This window comes from Rhizobium leguminosarum bv. viciae (assembly GCF_012276115.1).
GTDB lineage: Bacteria > Pseudomonadota > Alphaproteobacteria > Rhizobiales > Rhizobiaceae > Rhizobium > Rhizobium leguminosarum_T.
In genome coordinates this window covers 20,126-36,882 of the sequence record NZ_WIEU01000011.1, presented here as the reverse complement: position 1 = coordinate 36,882, position 16,757 = coordinate 20,126, and the positions used below count along the sequence as shown (strand labels likewise).

Annotated in this window: 14 protein-coding genes; 7 read left to right on the top strand and 7 right to left on the bottom strand. The window is 63.1% G+C overall.

Features of this window, described 5'->3' with window-relative positions:
• Positions 1 to 37: 37 nt before the first annotated feature.
• The gene (gene dksA / locus GFM02_RS19475) at positions 38 to 457 is read right to left on the bottom strand and encodes an RNA polymerase-binding protein DksA (RefSeq protein ID WP_017964517.1); all 420 of its coding nucleotides are present in this window, start codon (positions 455 to 457) and stop codon (positions 38 to 40) included.
• A gap of 276 nt (positions 458 to 733) precedes the next feature.
• Here dksA and GFM02_RS19470 point away from each other — a divergent pair, with 276 nt between their 5' ends.
• The 3 genes from GFM02_RS19470 (at position 734) to GFM02_RS19460 (ending at position 3,979) form a co-directional block, all read left to right on the top strand.
• Positions 734 to 1,228 carry a SixA phosphatase family protein gene (locus tag GFM02_RS19470; RefSeq protein WP_168322473.1) on the top strand — a complete coding sequence of 165 codons (495 nt, stop codon included), beginning with the start codon at positions 734 to 736 and terminating at the stop codon, positions 1,226 to 1,228.
• Between the two features lie 199 nt (positions 1,229 to 1,427).
• The gene (locus tag GFM02_RS19465) at positions 1,428 to 2,903 is read left to right on the top strand and encodes a YcjX family protein (RefSeq protein WP_168322472.1); all 1,476 of its coding nucleotides are present in this window, start codon (positions 1,428 to 1,430) and stop codon (positions 2,901 to 2,903) included.
• The gene (locus GFM02_RS19460; RefSeq protein WP_168322471.1) at positions 2,900 to 3,979 is read left to right on the top strand and encodes a YcjF family protein; all 1,080 of its coding nucleotides are present in this window, start codon (positions 2,900 to 2,902) and stop codon (positions 3,977 to 3,979) included. Before GFM02_RS19465 ends, GFM02_RS19460 begins: the two co-directional genes overlap by 4 nt.
• A 63-nt stretch (positions 3,980 to 4,042) precedes the next feature.
• Here GFM02_RS19460 and GFM02_RS19455 read toward each other — a convergent pair whose 3' ends face one another.
• The gene (locus GFM02_RS19455; protein WP_020050163.1) at positions 4,043 to 4,180 is read right to left on the bottom strand and encodes a hypothetical protein; all 138 of its coding nucleotides are present in this window, start codon (positions 4,178 to 4,180) and stop codon (positions 4,043 to 4,045) included.
• Positions 4,181 to 4,189: 9 nt separating this feature from the next.
• Between GFM02_RS19455 and GFM02_RS19450 the strand changes: the two genes are divergently transcribed.
• Positions 4,190 to 4,741 (top strand): hypothetical protein, encoded by a 552-nt coding sequence (locus GFM02_RS19450; protein WP_003540146.1) that lies wholly within the window; start codon positions 4,190 to 4,192, stop codon positions 4,739 to 4,741.
• 68 nt (positions 4,742 to 4,809) lie between these two features.
• Here the strand turns inward: GFM02_RS19450 and folK are convergent, their stop codons facing one another.
• The 3 genes from folK to folP are packed head-to-tail and all read right to left on the bottom strand — an operon-like array spanning position 4,810 to position 6,552.
• Complete coding sequence (folK, locus tag GFM02_RS19445) at positions 4,810 to 5,328, bottom strand: 2-amino-4-hydroxy-6-hydroxymethyldihydropteridine diphosphokinase (protein WP_168272975.1); 519 nt, start codon at positions 5,326 to 5,328, stop codon at positions 4,810 to 4,812.
• Complete coding sequence (gene folB, locus GFM02_RS19440; RefSeq protein WP_020050165.1) at positions 5,321 to 5,686, bottom strand: dihydroneopterin aldolase; 366 nt, start codon at positions 5,684 to 5,686, stop codon at positions 5,321 to 5,323. The genes folK and folB overlap by 8 nt, the downstream gene beginning before the upstream one ends.
• Positions 5,683 to 6,552 carry a dihydropteroate synthase gene (gene folP, locus GFM02_RS19435; RefSeq protein ID WP_168272955.1) on the bottom strand — a complete coding sequence of 290 codons (870 nt, stop codon included), beginning with the start codon at positions 6,550 to 6,552 and terminating at the stop codon, positions 5,683 to 5,685. The genes folB and folP overlap by 4 nt, the downstream gene beginning before the upstream one ends.
• 101 nt (positions 6,553 to 6,653) lie before the next feature.
• Between folP and GFM02_RS19430 the strand changes: the two genes are divergently transcribed.
• A complete protein-coding gene (locus GFM02_RS19430; RefSeq protein WP_168304388.1) occupies positions 6,654 to 7,280 on the top strand; it encodes a DUF922 domain-containing Zn-dependent protease in 627 nt (208 codons plus the stop codon).
• Positions 7,281 to 7,596: 316 nt separating this feature from the next.
• Here the strand turns inward: GFM02_RS19430 and GFM02_RS19425 are convergent, their stop codons facing one another.
• Together GFM02_RS19425 and GFM02_RS19420 are read right to left on the bottom strand one after the other, a co-directional pair.
• On the bottom strand, positions 7,597 to 7,917 hold the full coding sequence (locus tag GFM02_RS19425; protein ID WP_003540151.1) for a 2Fe-2S iron-sulfur cluster-binding protein: 321 nt from the start codon (positions 7,915 to 7,917) through the stop codon (positions 7,597 to 7,599).
• A gap of 261 nt (positions 7,918 to 8,178) precedes the next feature.
• Positions 8,179 to 8,562: an Hpt domain-containing protein gene (locus tag GFM02_RS19420; RefSeq protein ID WP_168272953.1), complete on the bottom strand. Its 384-nt coding sequence runs from the start codon at positions 8,560 to 8,562 to the stop codon at positions 8,179 to 8,181.
• A 462-nt stretch (positions 8,563 to 9,024) separates the two neighbouring features.
• Here GFM02_RS19420 and GFM02_RS19415 point away from each other — a divergent pair, with 462 nt between their 5' ends.
• Positions 9,025 to 16,032 carry a hypothetical protein gene (locus GFM02_RS19415; protein WP_168322470.1) on the top strand — a complete coding sequence of 2,336 codons (7,008 nt, stop codon included), beginning with the start codon at positions 9,025 to 9,027 and terminating at the stop codon, positions 16,030 to 16,032.
• 145 nt (positions 16,033 to 16,177) lie between these two features.
• Positions 16,178 to 16,738: a cysteine hydrolase family protein gene (locus GFM02_RS19410; RefSeq protein WP_168322469.1), complete on the top strand. Its 561-nt coding sequence runs from the start codon at positions 16,178 to 16,180 to the stop codon at positions 16,736 to 16,738.
• Positions 16,739 to 16,757 lie beyond the last annotated feature (19 nt).

The window sequence follows — 16,757 nt, the reverse complement described above, 5'->3', positions numbered from 1 at the left end:
CGGCGCCTATTCTGCTGTCATACCTGCATGAAAACTCTCATTCGTCGCGATAGACTTTTTCGCGGCGTTCGTGACGCTCCTGCGCCTCGATCGACAGTGTCGCGATCGGGCGGGCGTCGAGGCGCTTGAGGCCGATCGGTTCGCCGGTTTCCTCGCAATAGCCATAGGTGCCGTCTTCGATGCGCTGCAGTGCCGCATCGATTTTGGAAATCAGCTTTCTCTGCCGGTCACGGGCGCGAAGTTCGATCGCCCGATCTGTTTCCGACGACGCTCGGTCAGCGAGATCAGGATGGTTTGCGCTTTCCTCGGCCAGATGGTCGAGTGTCTCACGCGCTTCTCTAAGGATATCATTTCTCCATGCAACCAGCTTGGCCCTGAAATAGGCACGCTGGTTTACGTTCATGAACTCTTCCTCTTCCGAGGGAACGTAATTGCTAAGATCGATCTTCTCACTCAACGCGATTCTCCTGAAGAACATCTCATCTGGCGGGGTGTATATCCCAAGCGCTAGCCGCGATTCAAGCCAAATACGACAGGTAAACAGATTTTTAAATCTGTCACAATTTTCGGCTAACAGACTATTTTCTCATCATTATTCCGGCTTGCGTTTTTTGCTTCGCCTTCAAAACGCCGTGTTATCAGCCGCGTTTTGGGCAGCTGGAGCAGCGCTGACGGTTGACGCCGGCCGATTGCAACCGCTACTGAAAAGGCCCGCTGGATCTTGGATTTGCCCATGACCGTACCCCTGCCTCCGCCCAACCGCATCTATCTCCTGCGTCACGCCGAGGCCGCCTGGGCCGAACCCGGACAGCGCGATTTCGACCGCCCGCTCAACGAAAAGGGCTTTGGCGATGCCGAGATCATAGCCGATAAGGCCGCCGACAAGGGCTACCGTCCTGATCTTCTGATCAGCTCTACGGCGCTGCGCTGCCGCGATACCGCCGATGCGGTGTACCGGGCGATGGGCCTTACGCTCGAGGTTCGTTATGTCGACGCGCTCTATAACGCTACGGTCGACAACTATCTCGAGATCATCGATGCGCAGGACCAAGCTGCTGTCATGCTGGTCGGCCACAATCCGACCATGGAGCAGGCATTGGAGGCGCTGATCGGCCATGAGGCAATGGCAGGCTCTCTTGCCGGCGGCTTCCCGACGGCTGGCCTTGCCGTGCTCGATTTCGATGCTTTGGCCACCGCCTGGCGCCTCACCGATTTCGTCGTCGTCTGAAGACTAGAGCAATTCCAGCAAAACTGTGCCGCGGTTTTGCCGGGCAAAGCGCGAAGCGCTTTTGCCGGGAATTGCGTGAAAACAACGAAATAGAGCATTTCCGTGATTCGAAGAAAAACGGAAATGCTCTAGCCTCGCTTCTTTTGCGGGCGGCGCGCCCTCCCTATATTGCGGGGCAGTCACCAACCGGAATCGCGCCTTGCCGCCACGCCTGACATCCCTCGCCGACGATGCCCGCATCGCCTTCGATAATCTCGCCGACCGGGCGAGCGGCCTCGTCAATCCGACCGTGCGGCTAGGTGTCACCGGCCTTTCTCGCTCCGGCAAGACGGTCTTCATCTCCTCGCTCGTCCACAATCTCCTGCATGGCGGCCGCCTGCCGCTGTTCGAACCGGTCCAATCAGGCCGCGTCTCGGCGGTACGGCTGGAGCCGCAGCCCGACGATGCCGTGCCGCGCTTCCAGTACGAGGACCATATCCGTGCGCTGGTGAAGGACCGTATCTGGCCGGATTCGACCCGCGCCATCTCCGAGCTGCGCATCACGCTGGATTATCAGAGCGCCAGCGGCTGGAACCGGTTGTTTTCGCCCGGCCGCCTGTCGATCGATATCGTCGATTATCCCGGCGAATGGCTGCTCGACCTGCCGCTGCTCGGCAAGGATTACCGCATGTTCAGCGAGGAAACGTTGGCACTTGCCGAAACCGGCGTCCGCTGCGAGCTGTCGCGCCCATGGCTGGCGCTGACGCGCGCCACTGACATCCATGCCGGCGCCGACGAGATGATCGCCCGCGACCTCGCCACCGCTTTTGCCGATTATCTCAAAGCCTGCAAAGCCGACGAACGCTCGCTTTCCACCCTGCCGCCTGGCCGTCTGCTGCTGCCCGGCGATCTCGACGGCTCGCCGGCGTTGACCTTCGCGCCGCTGGCTCTGCCGCCGAACGGCCGTCCCGGCCGCGGCTCGCTCTGGACGATGATGGAGCGGCGCTACGAGGCCTACAAATCGGTCGTCGTCAAACCTTTCTTCCGCGAGCATTTCGCCCGGCTCGATCGTCAGATCGTCCTGGTCGATGCGCTGCAGGCGGTGAACCGCGGCCCCGAAGCCGTGCAGGATTTGGAGCGCGCGCTGACCGATGTGCTTGCCTGCTTCCGCCCCGGCACCAATTCGCTGCTCTCCTCCCTGCTCGGGCGGCGCATCGACCGCGTACTGGTTGCCGCCACCAAGGCCGATCATCTCCACCATGAAAGCCACGACCGGCTCGACGCGCTGACCCGTCGCCTGGTGGATCGCGCCATCGACCGCATCGGCATGGCCGGTGCCGGCATCGACGTCATGGCGCTTGCCTCCGTGCGGGCCACCCGCGAGGCGACCGTCAAGCGTGACGGCCATGAACTGCCGGTCATCGTCGGCACGCCGATGGAGGGTGAAACCATTGCCGGCGAGCGTTTTGACGGCAAGAGAAAGACCGCGATCTTTCCCGGCGACCTGCCGGAGGATCCGGAAAGCCTGTTCGACCGCATCGCCTCGGGTGTAACAGGTGTGCAGCTGCCCGATGTCAATGTCGTCAGGTTCCGCCCGCCGCACCTTGAGGAAACCGGCGGCGGCATCAAGCTGTCGGTGCCGCATATCCGCCTCGACCGCGCCATGCAGTTTCTGTTCGGAGACCGTCTCGCATGAGCAAGCCCCCGTCAGATCCGCCGCGCCGCGCACCCGCCGCCTTCAGCTACGAGGACGAGGCCGCCGATCAGCGCGACAACGGCCGGCAGGGAGGTGAGCGACGCAAGCCGGAAAGCTTCTCCGAAAATATCGTCGTGACATCTGACGAGGACGATCCCTTCCTCAATCCCGACAAGGATCTGAGCGCGGTCCCCGTTGCAGCGCCGCGCAAGCGGCGGACCTCCTTCGGCAAGATCGCCGCCGGCGCCTTCGGCATCCTGCTGTCGCTCGCCATCGGCCTCTGGACCGATAGTCTGATCCGCGATCTCTTCACCCGCGCCGACTGGTTGGGCTATGCCGCCCTTGCCGTGCTCGCGGTCGGCATTCTCGCGATACTGGCCCTCGTCATCCGCGAAACCATCGGCATGATGCGCCTTGCCGCCGTCCAAACGATCAAGGCCGAGGCAGACGCGGCGATGCTCGAAACCCGACCAGCGAAGGCGCGCGCCGTCGTCGCACGCCTTACCACGCTCCTTTCCGCCAATCCGGAGACGGCGAAGGGCCGCGCGACGCTGAAGGCGACTGAGGGCGAGGTCATCGATCCCCCGCATCTGATCGCGCTAGCCGAACGGGAACTGCTCGCTCCGCTCGACCGCAAGGCCCGCGCTCTGATCGTCAACGCCTCGAAGCGCGTCTCGATCGCCACCGCCGTCAGCCCGCGCGCCGTGGTCGACCTGCTCTACGTGCTCTATGAGGCCGTGCGCCTCATCCGCGCCATGGCCGAGCTGTATGGCGGCCGGCCCGGCACGCTCGGAATGTTCCGCCTGTTGCGTGACGTGCTGGCGCATCTGGCCGTCACGGGCTCGATCGCCGTTGGCGACAGCCTCGTCCAGCAGGTGCTCGGCCATGGGCTGGCTTCTAAGCTTTCAGCTCGACTGGGCGAAGGCGTCATCAACGGCCTGATGACCGCCCGCATTGGAATCGCGGCGATGGATCTCTGCCGTCCGCTCGCCTTCCGCGCCCTGAAGCGGCCGGGAATCGGTGATTTCATCGGCGATCTCACTCCCTCCATGTCGCCGCGCGGCAATAATCCTTGAACGAAGCAGGGAATCCGCAGCTTTCACCTCCCCTTGCGTAAGGCCGAAGAAATTACGGCAGATTCAATGATTTAGTGCCGATGTTTTAAAATCGTTGACGCGCGAAAGCTCTGCGTTGTCTTGCATTTCGGCATAATCGAAAGGAAGGATTAACCATTCTTCGGCAAAACTTGCAGCCAGTTCGTGAGTGGTGTTTGCCAAGGAAAATCCATGTATTCGCGCAAGTTTCTCATCGTATGCGGTCTGGCCGCCGCGGCATTGTCTCCCGTCGCAGATGTCGCACCGGCAGCCACCGCTGCAACCCGTGACAAGGCCTTCTTCGATTCCGTTGCCGGCTCCTGGAAGGGCCCCGGCGAAATCGTCGCCGGCAAGTACAAGGGCACGAAATTCACCTGCAACCTGATCGGCGAGCCCACCGGCGACAGCAGCGCCGGCATCAAGCTCGACGGCACCTGCCGCGTCGGCGTCTTCAAGCAGCCGATGACCGCCGTCATCTCTCAGTCGGGCTCGAGCTACAAGGGCAAATTCCTCGACGGCGCCGCCGGCAAGGGCCTTGACGTTGTTTCCGGTGCCGTCAGCGAGGATACCGTCGTTGTCGGCATCAACCGCGCCAAGCTGAATGGTGCGATGATTGCCCGCGTGCGCGACGACAAGACGATGAACGTCACCGTTTCGGTCAAGGTCGAAAGCCAGATGATCCCGGTCATCGGCCTGACGCTGACCCGCCAGGTCGACGAGATGGCCGTCGGTTCCATCCAGTAGACAAATCGCACAGCGGATTTTCCTGAAGCGGCGGGTTTCCCGCCGTTTTCCGTTTCAGTTTCCCTGCTTCAGGCGCTCAGCCACCAGTCACGACTGTCGTCGGCGATCTCGATGCCGGTCACCTCGGCATTCGACAGCCAGTCACTGACCGCCCTGCCCCTGACCCGAAGATCCGGCGCGATATCGGCAAGCGGCATCAGCACGAAACCGCGATCGGTCATGCGCGGATGCGGCAGTTCCAGCCGCGGCGCGTCCTGGATCACGTCGCCATAGGTCAGCACGTCGATATCGAGCGTGCGCGGACCCCACCGTTCGATGCGCTCGCGTTTCATCTCCCGTTCGATCGACAGGCAGACATCGAGCAAAGCCTCGGGCTCCAGCCTGGTCTCGACGGCAGCGCAGGCGTTGAAGAAGAACGATTGGTCGGTCTTGCCCCAGGGCGGCGTGCGATAGAGCCGTGAGACCGCCGTAACCCGGCAGTCGTCTCGTCCGTTGAGCCTCCGCAGTGCCGCAGCCATCGCCTTCACAGGGTCGCCGATATTGCCACCGAGACCAAGTGTGGCGGATTGCGATGCGGCCTCAGGCAAAGTGTTCAATGCTCACCTGCACGAAATCGAGCACGCCGGGCACCGGCGCGTTCGGCTTGCGCACCGTGATCTTCGCTCGCCGGATCTGCGGGAATGTCTCGCAGAGCCCCTTGGCGATATCGAGCGCCAAGGCCTCGATCAGGTAGCGCCGCTTGCCGGTGACGATCTGCTCGATCACCGTAAAGGCGATGCCGTAGTTGACGGTATCGTTGATCGAATCGCTTTCCAGCGCCTCGCCCGCGACGACATCGAGCTCGGCATCGACGAAGAAGCGCTGGCCGAGAAATTCCTCCTCGTCATGCACGCCATGGCGCGCGAAGAAGGCGCAGTTCTGCAGCGTGATCGTGTAGGTGGTCATGTCGGCCGCTTCCTCTCGAATTCCTGGCGCGCATTAAGCATAGCATCGGCGATATCGAGCGCATCCCTGTTGATTGCGACATTGTGCACCCGGAAAACCGCAGCCCCTTGAAGCCTGAGCAGCGCGCTGGTCGCAGCCGTCGCCGCATCCCTGTCCTGCGCCTCACGCCCCGTCACGGCGCCGAGGAAGCGCTTGCGCGACGTGCCGGCGAGCAGCGGCAGGCCGAAGCGGGAAAGTTCGGAAAACCGCGCCATCAGCTCCAGGTTCTCCTCCGCCGTCTCCTTGGCGAAGCCGAATCCCGGATCGAGCACGATGCGGTCTCGGTTGACGCCTGATGCAGCGGCGATATCAAGCGACCGTTTGAGGAAATGCACCTGGTCGGCAATCACATCGACGAGTTTTACCCTGTCGCGGCCGGTATGCATGATGCAGAGCCCGGCTCCGGTCACCGCAGCAATATCGGCGATATCGGGCTCCTTCTGCAGCCCGTAGACGTCATTGACGATGTGGGCGCCGGCGCTGATCGCAAGCCGCGCCGTCTCGGCGCGATAAGTGTCGATCGAGATCAGCGCCTGGGTGCGCCCGCGCAGCGCCTCGATGACGGGCAGCACGCGCGCCTGCTCCTCGGAAGGGCTGACGGTTGCTGCGTTCGGCCGCGTCGATTCGCCGCCGATATCGACAATCCCGGCACCCTCGCTCACCGCCCGCAGCGCCTGTTCGACCGCCGCATCGACGGTTTCAAAGCGTCCGCCGTCGGAAAAGGAGTCCGGCGTTACGTTGATGATCGCCATGATCGTCGAACGACGGCCGAGTTCGATCTCCCGGCCATGGCCGACACGCCATATGCTGCCTTCGAGCCCTGTCACCAGACTTATCCCATTGATGACGAAAAAAGCGCCATCCGATATTGCGCTTGCGGTGGCTATGCCCCAAGCTCCTGCCGATTTCAACACGGATTGCGTTCAGAATGCCGCTTGCAGTGCGTTATATGGTCGTTCCTATCGCCTTTTCCATTGCTCTTTCCCTCTGCAGCCCGTCGGCAGCCGAAGTGATCGCATCGAAAAGCTATTCTTATTTCGACATTCGCGGCAAAGCCGCGGATGAACTCGACCGCGAACTCAGCCGGCGCGGCCCGACGGCGAGCGGTTCCTCGGCACGCCACCCCGGCGCTACGAAGATCCGCTTCGGCGGCGAGGCAACCTATATTCAGAATAACGGGCGCTGCCGCGTCGGCAACGTCAAGGTCACGGTCCACACCCAGATCATCCTGCCGCGCTGGAGCAGCCGCAAGGGCGCCAGCAAGGAGCTGTCGATGATCTGGGACGCGCTGTCGAGCGATATCAAGCGCCACGAGGAGCGCCATGCCGAGATCGCCCGCGACCAGGCCCGCGCCATGGAGCGCGCCATCCGCGCGCTGCCGCAGCAGCGCAGCTGCGAAGCCATGCAGGAACTCGTCTCCAACGAATCAGCTCGCGGTATAGAGGAGCACGACCGGCAGCAGGCGCGATTCGACCGGGTCGAGGCGGTCAATTTCCAGAAGCGGATGCTGAGGTTGCTGCACAATCGAATCAATGGTCGAGCCGGCGCAAAATAAGGCTTTTTCAGTCTGGTTGCGAGCGGAAACCCTTAGCTGCATAACGAAACTTGTGCGAAACTTGCACCCTCCCCAGCGAATTACTGGTCATTTTTCATCCTGGCAGACTCAACCGGAACGCGTTAACATGAACACATTCGAAAGTTCAGGTACGGCATCTGCACTTTCATCGCTGGGTTCTCCTGGCGCGTTCCGAAGCCTCGGATGTTCCTCCCTCATCCGTAGGTAATGCGCCCGCCTCGCCTCGCTCGCTCAAGCGCGCGAGGCGTCTTTTTTGGTATCGAATGTTTCGGCGACGTTTGAAGCGCAGCGTGCTTCAGGCTTGGCGTTCCGGCACGTGCACCACGAGCCCGTCATAGACAGCCTTCATCCGGATCTGACAGGACAGCCGCGAGGTCGGGCGCACATCAAAGGCGAAGTCGAGCATGTCCTCTTCCATCGCTTCCGGCTGGCCGACCTTCTCTGTCCACTCTTCGTCGACATAGACATGACAGGTCGCGCAGGCGCAGGCGCCGCCGCATTCGGCCTCGATGCCGGGCACCGAATTGCGCACGGCATTCTCCATCACGGTGGAGCCTTGGTCGACGTCGAGGTCGAAGCGCGTGCCGTCGAAGGCGACGATGGTAAGTTTTGGCATCAGGACTATTTCCGGTCTTCAAGTGGGTGGGCGGATTTTCTTCCGACAATTCGACGCATCAGTCAACATTGGGAAATCCGTGATAGCCTCGCAGATCGGGCCTTCGCCCGTCGTCTTCAAAGCGTCATCAGGGACGTCGCAAAAAGACCCGCGGTTCCGCAATGGAACAACGGGCCTCGTTTGAACTGTATCTTATGCACATCGCCCAAAAGTGCACAGTGGTTTTGGCACAACGACATGCGTCAGATAAAAACTTGGAGATCAGCCGCGGCAGAGCTTCAGGATGAAATTCTCGGCGTCGATGACGGCGGCTCCGAGCGCTGCCGTCGCGCCGGCATCGTTGCCGTTTTCCTCGACGGCTTCCGCCGTCTGCGACACGCGGAACGCGCCGACCGAGCTTGCCGCGCCCTTCAGCCGATGCGCGGCTGCGCCGATACGGATGGTTTCGCCGCTGGCAATGTCCTGGAGGCATGCGCGGGCCTGACGCGCAAACATCTGAAGGACTTCGAGTTCCAGCGTCTTGTCGCCCATCGTCTGCTTTGCGAGATGCACCAGATCGATCGGCCGAACCTTGGAGGGACACGGTCCCTTTGCATTATCCGGCGCCTCGAATACGATGTTCAATGCTGCCATCTGGGCTGCCATTGCCAATTCTCCCGTCTCTGTCGTCTGCAGTTGCAACAGTTCTGCGACAGGAGGGTGGCCATTACGTTAAATTCCGGCACATTCGGGGCGGAAATCTCGCCATATGGTTAACGTCCGTTAAATATCCCTAAATTATTGGTTTTTAAGCCGTAGCTAGGATTCAAAGATGTTAACAATGAGTTAACGAGCCATGAATCTCAAGCCTTCATTAATTGTGTGAAGAGCCCAGATGTGTCACTACGATACTGGTGGAGCGGGTTTATGGTACGCGCCTTTGCCGAGCGAGTGGATAATGGTAGTGTTTTGATACCTTCCGTTTGAAAAAGCGGCTATCTACTCTGAAATGACATGCTTATCCGTCCTTCGTTGGGATGGAGGGCTGGAACGGCAAAGTTATTCCCGGGTGAGGCGGAAGCCCAGGATGCGCTGTCGGACTGGCTGACAGTAACGAGGCATAACCGAATGGCGAACAACAAATATAATGAGTCAATTGAGGACAAGGCGTTCAAGGCATTGGACGAGGCGCTCCAGATCGACTTTAGCAAGGATAACGTACCGTCTCGCCGCGGCGACGCGCCCCAGGCCCCGGAGGCTAATGTGTCTGATCCAGTAAATGCGCGTAACCAGCAGGCCCAGGAAGAAGCGCAGCGCCGCAGCCGCCGCGGTGCCGCTGGCGAGCAGGCTTCCAGGGGTCCGGCTTTCGCGCCCGCCAACGATGCCAGCCGCAATACGCCCGCCTCGATCTTGAAATCCTTTGACGGCGCCTCCAGCCGCTCGGCGGTGCGCACCGCCACCTTGTTTTCCGTGCTTTGGGTCATGGCCGGCCTCGGCCTGATGTCGCTGCTTTATGCTCCGCAGATCTGGCAGATCCGTTCGCTCGCCGATCTCGTCGCCCTGCCCGGCGTCATCGCCGGCCTCGTCGGCATCATCATTCCCGTGATGATGTTCTATGCCTTCGCCATCATGATCTCCCGCGCCCAGGACATGCGCAACGCCGCCCGCTCCATGGCAGAGGTGGCATTGCGCCTGGCAGAGCCGGAAACCATCGCCTCCGAGCGCATCATGACCGTCGGCCAGGCCGTGCGCCGTGAGGTCTCGGCCATGAATGAAGGCATCGAGCGCACCATCGCGCGTGCCTCCGAACTGGAAACGCTCGTCCATTCCGAAGTCAATGCGCTTGAACGTTCTTATGCCGACAACGAGTTGCGTGTTCGCGGCCTCGTCCACGAACTCGGCTCCGAGCGCGAGGCGATCGTCAACCATGCCGACCGTATCCGCACCTCGATCGGCAGCGTGCACGACCAGTTGAAGGAAGAGCTGTCCCTTGCGACCGAAGAAATCGCGGTGCGGCTCGCCACATCGGGCGAAGCCTTCGCCTCGCTGATCGATACACGCGCCGCGACGATCCTGGAAAAATCGGACAGCGCCCTGCAGTCGATGGGCAGCCTGCTCGCCGCCAAGACCGATACCTTGCTGCAGACCCTGAACGCATCGGGTTTTGCGCTGGCCACCGAATTCGACAACCGCCTCGAAGCCCTCTCCGTCAATCTCAACGACCATGGCGAAAGGCTGCTCAGCCAGTTCGAGACGCGCGCCTCGACCATGGACAGCAGCACCGAAAAGCTGAATGCGGCGCTGAATGAGCGCACGCACCAGCTCAACGAGATCCTGATCGCGCGCACCCGCGAGATCAATGAGAGCCTGACGTCAGGCGAACGCACCATCGGCGGCACGCTCGACGACGTGCTGTCGAAGCTGAACAGCGCGCTCGACGAAAAGGGCGCAAGCTTCCGCCAGAGCCTGCAGACCACCGCCGACGACGCCGTCATGGATCTCGACGTGCGCTCCGGCTTCTTCGAGGAGCGGCTGCAGACGACCGTCGCCCATCTGTCGACCGCCTTCGACGAACGCGTCGCCGAATTCACCAGTGCCTTCGACAAACGTACCGGCTCGCTCGACACCAAGCTGATGGAGAGCCTCGCCCGTATCAACGAGACGCTGACCGGCGGCTCGGATTCGATCGACGGCATTCTGAGCTCCGGCATCGACCGGCTCGGTTCGTCGATATCAGACCAGTCGCTGGCGCTCGCCACCGCGCTCGCCACCGGCCACGAAGTGCTGGAAAGCACGCTCGGCAGCCGGGCGGACGAAATCACCACCGCGCTCACCAGCCGCACCGGCGAGCTGACCTCGGCGCTGCAGAGCGCGACCTCGGAAATCGCGCTGACGCTTGCGACCGGCACCTCCGAGCTGCAGAACAACCTTCAGACACGCTCGGCCGAATTCCGCGACACGCTGCGCACCACCACCACCGATCTGACGACTGCCGTTGCCGCTGGCACCGAGCAGGTGACCGCTGCCTTCGGCGGTCGCGCCGAGGAGCTAAGCGGCGTGCTTACCGCCCGTGCGGCCGAAATCAGCGAGGCGCTCGGCACTGCCCACGGCCGTATCGACAGCGTCATGGCAGAGCGCGGCGGTGCATTGGTCGAGGCGCTGACCACCCATCACGGCCGCTTCGAGGAAGCGCTGACGACCCGCTCCGACGCCATCATCAATGCCGTCTCCGGCACCCATGACCGTCTTGCCGAGACGCTCGACGAAAAGGCGATGGCGCTTGCCATCTCTCTGAACGAGAGCCAGGCCCGCATCGAGGACACGCTCGAGACCCGATCCGAAGCTCTGTTGAACGCCGTCTCCGGCACCCATGATCGCCTGTCGGAAACGCTGGACAGCAAGGCGGCGGCCCTTACGACCTCGCTCGACGAGCGCCATGCCCGCATCGAGGATGCGCTTGGAACGCGCGCCGAGGCACTGCTGAACACTGTGTCCGGCACGCGCGACCGTCTTGCCGAGACGCTCGACGAGAAGGCGATGGCACTCGCCATGTCCTTGAACGAGAGCCATGCCCGTATCGAGGAGACGCTGGAAACCCGTTCCGCCGCTCTGCTGAACGCCGTCTCCGGAACCCATGATCGTCTCTCGGAGACTCTGGACGGCAAGGCGGCAGCTTTTGCCACCTCGCTGAGCGAAGGCCAGGCCCGTATCGAGAATACGCTCGAAACCCGCTCCGCGGCGCTGCTGAACGCCGTCTCCGGCACCCATGATCGCCTCTCCGAGACGCTGGACGAAAAGGCGATGGCACTCGCCATTTCGCTCAACGAAACCCAGACGCGTATCGAAGACACGCTGGAAACTCGCTCGGCGGCCCTGCTGAATGCGGTCTCCGGCACGCATGACCGTCTGTCCGAGACGCTGGACGAGAAGGCGATGACGCTCGCCATCTCGCTCAATGAGAGCCAGTCGCGGATCGAAGACACGCTGGAAGCACGCTCCGAAGCCTTCCTCAAGGCCGTGTCCGGCACGCACGACCGTCTCTCGGAAACGCTCGACGAAAAGGCGACGGCGATCGCCGCCTCCCTGAACGAGGGTCAGAGCCGCCTGCAGGATACGCTCGAGAGCCGCTCGGAATCCTTCCTGAATGCGGTCTCTGCCACCCACGACCGCCTGTCCGAGACACTCGACGATCGGGCGATGGCGCTTGCCATCTCGCTGAACGAGAGCCAGAGCCGTCTCGAGGAGACGCTGACAACAGGCGCCGATGCGATCACCAATGCGGTTTCCGGCACGCATGTTGGCCTGAACGGTGTACTCGACCAGAAGGCCGCCGCCCTCGCCACCTCGCTGAGCGAAGGCCAGGCCCGCCTCGAGGAAGCCTTGGGCCACCGTACCGCCGCGATCATCGGCGCCGTAACGGCAACCCACGATCGGCTCACCGATACGCTCGACGAAAAGACCATGGCGCTCGCCATTTCGCTCGATGATAACCAGAGCCGCTTCGACAGCGTGCTCGAAGCCCGCAGCAACGCCATCATGGAGGCCGTCTCCGGTGCCGAGGCACGAGTCGCCGGTGCCTTCTCCGACAAGACCGATGCGATCCGCACCGCCTATACCGACAATCAGCAGCGGCTCGAAAATGCGCTTTCCGAGCATAGCGCCGCCCTCTCGGGCGTTCTCGATGCCGGCAGCGCCCGCTTCGAGGATCTCGTCGGCGGCTTGACCGGCCGCATCGAAGGCCGCCTGACCGATGCACATACGCGGCTCGGAGACCTCGCCGACGAGGCCGCGGCGCGCATCGAGGGCGGGCTCGCCTCTGCCCATGAGCGCATCCGCACGACGCTCGAAGACCGCGCCAACGCCATCGACCTATCGCTGAACCAGGCCCATGCGCTGATCAGCGATACGCTGGCCGAACAGGCGACCAGCATCGGCACCTCGGTGGCGACGAGCGTCAGCATGCTCGAATTGTCGCTGGAACACCGTGAGGCCGCGATCCGCCAGGCGATCGATGCCGGCGCCCAGACATTGGAAGATCGCATGCATGCAGGCGCCGGCCAGATCGCCGGCCGCTTCCAGGAGGCGGCAAGTGCGATTTCGAGCTCCACCCAGGATTTGTCCACCCATCTCGATCGGTCGGTCGAAAGCCTGACGGGCCGTTTTGAAGAAACCGGATCGCGTGTGGAATCCGGTCTTGCGGCGATCGAGGCCCGCATCCGCGACGGCGTCGGCGGCGTTGCCGAAAAGGTCGAAGCGGCCAGCGGCCAGCTGTCCGGCGTGCTTGCCGACGGCGCCTCTCGTCTCGGCGCGCTCAGCAACGACGCCACACAGCGCATCTCGGCGACGCTCGAAGGCAGTGCCGCAAACCTCACTCAGGCGATCGACAGCCGCACCGCCAATCTGGCCGAGACGCTGGACAGCCGCACCACCAGCCTGACCGGCGCTATCGATGGCCGAACCGCGAGCCTCGCGGAAACGCTCGACCGCGGCAATGAACGCATCGAGGAACGCCTCTCCACCATGGACCGTGCGTTGACCGTCGGCCTCGAGGCCGTCAACCGCACCATCGAAGGCAAGGCCGCTGGTCTCGCCTCGACGCTGCGCAGCGCAGTTGCCGACGCGGCCCAGGGGATGGAAGGCGAAGCGACGAGAACCACCGAACTGCTTGGCAAGACCGGCCAGCAATTCGCCGAGGATCTCAATGTGAAAAGCGACGAATTCACCCGCACCATGGATGAGCGCTCGTCGCAGATCGTCACTCGCGTCGCCGAAGCTCAGAACCGGCTGGCAAGCCAGGCCGCTGCCGTCGCCCAGACTTTCTCGGAAGCCGGCAACGCCATCGTCAACAAGGTCGCCGAGGCCGAGACCATCGTTGGCACGCAAGTCAATGCCATCTCCAAGGTGCTGTCGGATGCCGGCCAGTCTCTGGAGTCACGCGGTAACGCCATCCGCTCGACACTGTCGGGCGCCGGCAGCGAGATTACGGCCACCATGGCGGATGTCGACCGCGCGCTCGAAGCGCGCAGCAGCGCCATTCGCACCAATCTCGAGGAGCATGCCCGCGAGATCGATACGACGTTCTCCGACATCGACCGGGCGCTCGAAGCACGCGGCAACTCGATCCGCTCGACGCTCGAAGAGCGCACCCGCGACCTCAACTCGATGCTATCAGGCCGTTCGGTCGAATTGACTCGCATCCTCGACGAAACGGCTCGCCCGATCATCGATCGCTACACCGACGCCGGCGAGCAGGCCGCCGCCCGCATTACTGCCGCGGCCAGTCTCAGCGCCGACCGTCTGCGCGCCGAAAACGAAGCGCTCGCCAGCGCCGTTGCCGCCCGCACCGAGAATGTCGCCAATGCCGTCAGCGCCATCGAGAACAGCCTTGTCGGCAACGTCAACGGCCTCGTCGAGCGCATGTCGGAAAGCAGCGCGGCGATGGCGATGATGATGAACCGCGCCGCCGAGCAACTGACCAGCGTCGATGGCCGTCTCGGCGATACCACCACGCGCTTTGCCGAGTCCGCCACCAAGGCAGCCGAAATGGTCTCCGCCTCGACCAGGCTTCTCGAAGGCAAGGTCGATCGCCTCTCCGACATTTCGGGCCAGACGCTGGCGCAGGTCGGCGGCATCATCGGCCGCTTCGACGAACACTCCAAGGTTCTGACCCAGGCTTCTCAGCTTCTCGGCGCCGCCCAGTCCAACCTCGCCTCGACGCTCGAAGAGCGCGAGAGCGCTCTGCAGACGCTCTCGGTCGGCCTCGTCTCGCGCTCCGCAGAGATCGAAAAGACCATGCAAGGCCTCGGCGGCATGATCGAGACGGTGTTTGAGCGGGCAGAGCAACGCTCAGCCCAGGTCACCGGCAATCTGCGCCAGGGTGTGCAGTCCTCCTTCGCCGATATCGGCCGCATTCTCACCGAAACCGAGAAGCGTGCCCAGGAAGCGGCAGAGACGATGCGCGAGGCGATCACCCGCGCCGGCGACGAGGCCAATACGACGATCGACGGCACCTTCGCCAATGTCGAGCGTCGCTCCGGCGATCTCTCCAATCGTATTCGCGGCGGTCTCACCGCCTCGCTGTCGGAGGTCGAGCGCATGCTCGGCGAAGCCGGCCGCGCTTCCGACGGTGCCGCCCAGAATATGCGCGAAGCGCTGCGCGAAGCGATCGATGATGCCGTCGGCCGCTTCTCCGGCGCCACCGAGGATATCCGCCGCTCCGCCGCCGACATCCGCAGCGAGCTCGACGCCACCCGCGCAGAGCTGAAGCGCGGCGCCTTCGACCTTCCCGAGGAAGCCAAGGAAAGCGCTTCGGCCATGCGCCGCGCCGTCGCCGAGCAGATCAAGGCGCTGCAGGATATCTCCCAGCTCGTCGGCCGCTCCAGCCAGCAGCTCGAGATCTCCGAGCCCGTCGCCCGCACGCTCGCTCAGGTACAGCCGGCCCCGCGTCCCGCTCAGCCGGTCGCAGCCCAGCCGCCGCAGCCGGCAGCACCGCCGCCGATCGAAGCGACGGGTCTGCGCGGGACGATCGCACCGTCTGCGCCGGCTGCCGCCCCCCAGCGCGCCGCGCCGCAACCTGCCCCCGCTCGCCAGGAAACAGGCCGCCCGGAAGCAGGTCGCCCGGAAACGGCTCGTCAAGAGCCGGCTCGTCCCGAAAGCGGCGGCTGGATCAGCGATCTCCTGCGCGGCGCATCGCGTGAGGAGGCCGCAGATCAGGCGTCTGCCCGCGCTCCGGCCCGCCCGGCGGAAACTGCCGCACCGGCCGCGCGCAGCAACGACAGCCGCAATCCGCGCCACGTCGTCGAATCGCTGAACTCGCTCTCGGTCGATATCGCCCGCGCCATCGATCACGACGCTTCGGTCGATCTCTGGCGCCGTTATCAGCGCGGCGAGCGCGACGTCTTCACCCGCCGCCTCTACACGCTGAAGGGCCAGCAGACTTTCGACGAGATCAAGCGCAAATACGACCGCGAACCGGAGTTCCGCACCGCCGTCGACCGCTACATCGGTGATTTCGAAAAGCTACTCGCCGACGTCGCCCGCACCGACCCGAACCGCACGGTGACGCAGTCCTACCTCACTTCGGATACGGGCAAGGTCTACACCATGCTCGCCCACGCCGCAGGCAGGCTCGGCTGAGCCTGGCTTGGCACCCACGATTGGAAAGCCGCTTGAACACGTGTCAGGCGGTTTTCGTTCTATAATGTGGGTGTGACCAAGGCACACGAAAGCAAGCATTCCCAAACGAAACCGTCCGCCGTCCTGCTATGGAAACCTCGCCGAAATGACCACGGCCCTTCTGATCATCGACGTGCAGAATGCCATCCTCTCCGGCAAAGCCTCGCCGGAGCGGCAACCTCATATTGATGCCGCACTCGACGAGACGGTCGCACGGCTGGCCGCGCTGCAGGAAAAAGCTCGGCAGGCGGGCGCGGCGATCGTACTCGTTCAGCATGACGGCGACAGCGGCCATCGCTTGGCTGTCGGCACGCCGGGTTGGGCGCTACGCGACGAGATCGCGCCGACACAGGCCGAGGTCGTTGTGCGCAAGAAAAGCGCCGACTCTTTCTTCGAGACCGATCTTGCCGAACGCTTGGACGAACGGTCGGTCACCCACCTCGTCATCGGTGGATGCATGTCACAATTCTGCGTCGACACGACAGTCAGGCGTGCCGTGTCGCTGGGATATGACGTGACGTTGATTGCCGATGGTCACACGACCGGCGACACGGCGACCCTCACCTTCTCCGAGATCATTGCCCATCACAATGAAACACTCGATGGTTTCGATGCGGGCAAGGCGACGGTAGAAATCCGTCCCGCCGCCGAGATAGCCTTTTCATAAATTTTCGGGCTGCAGGAGA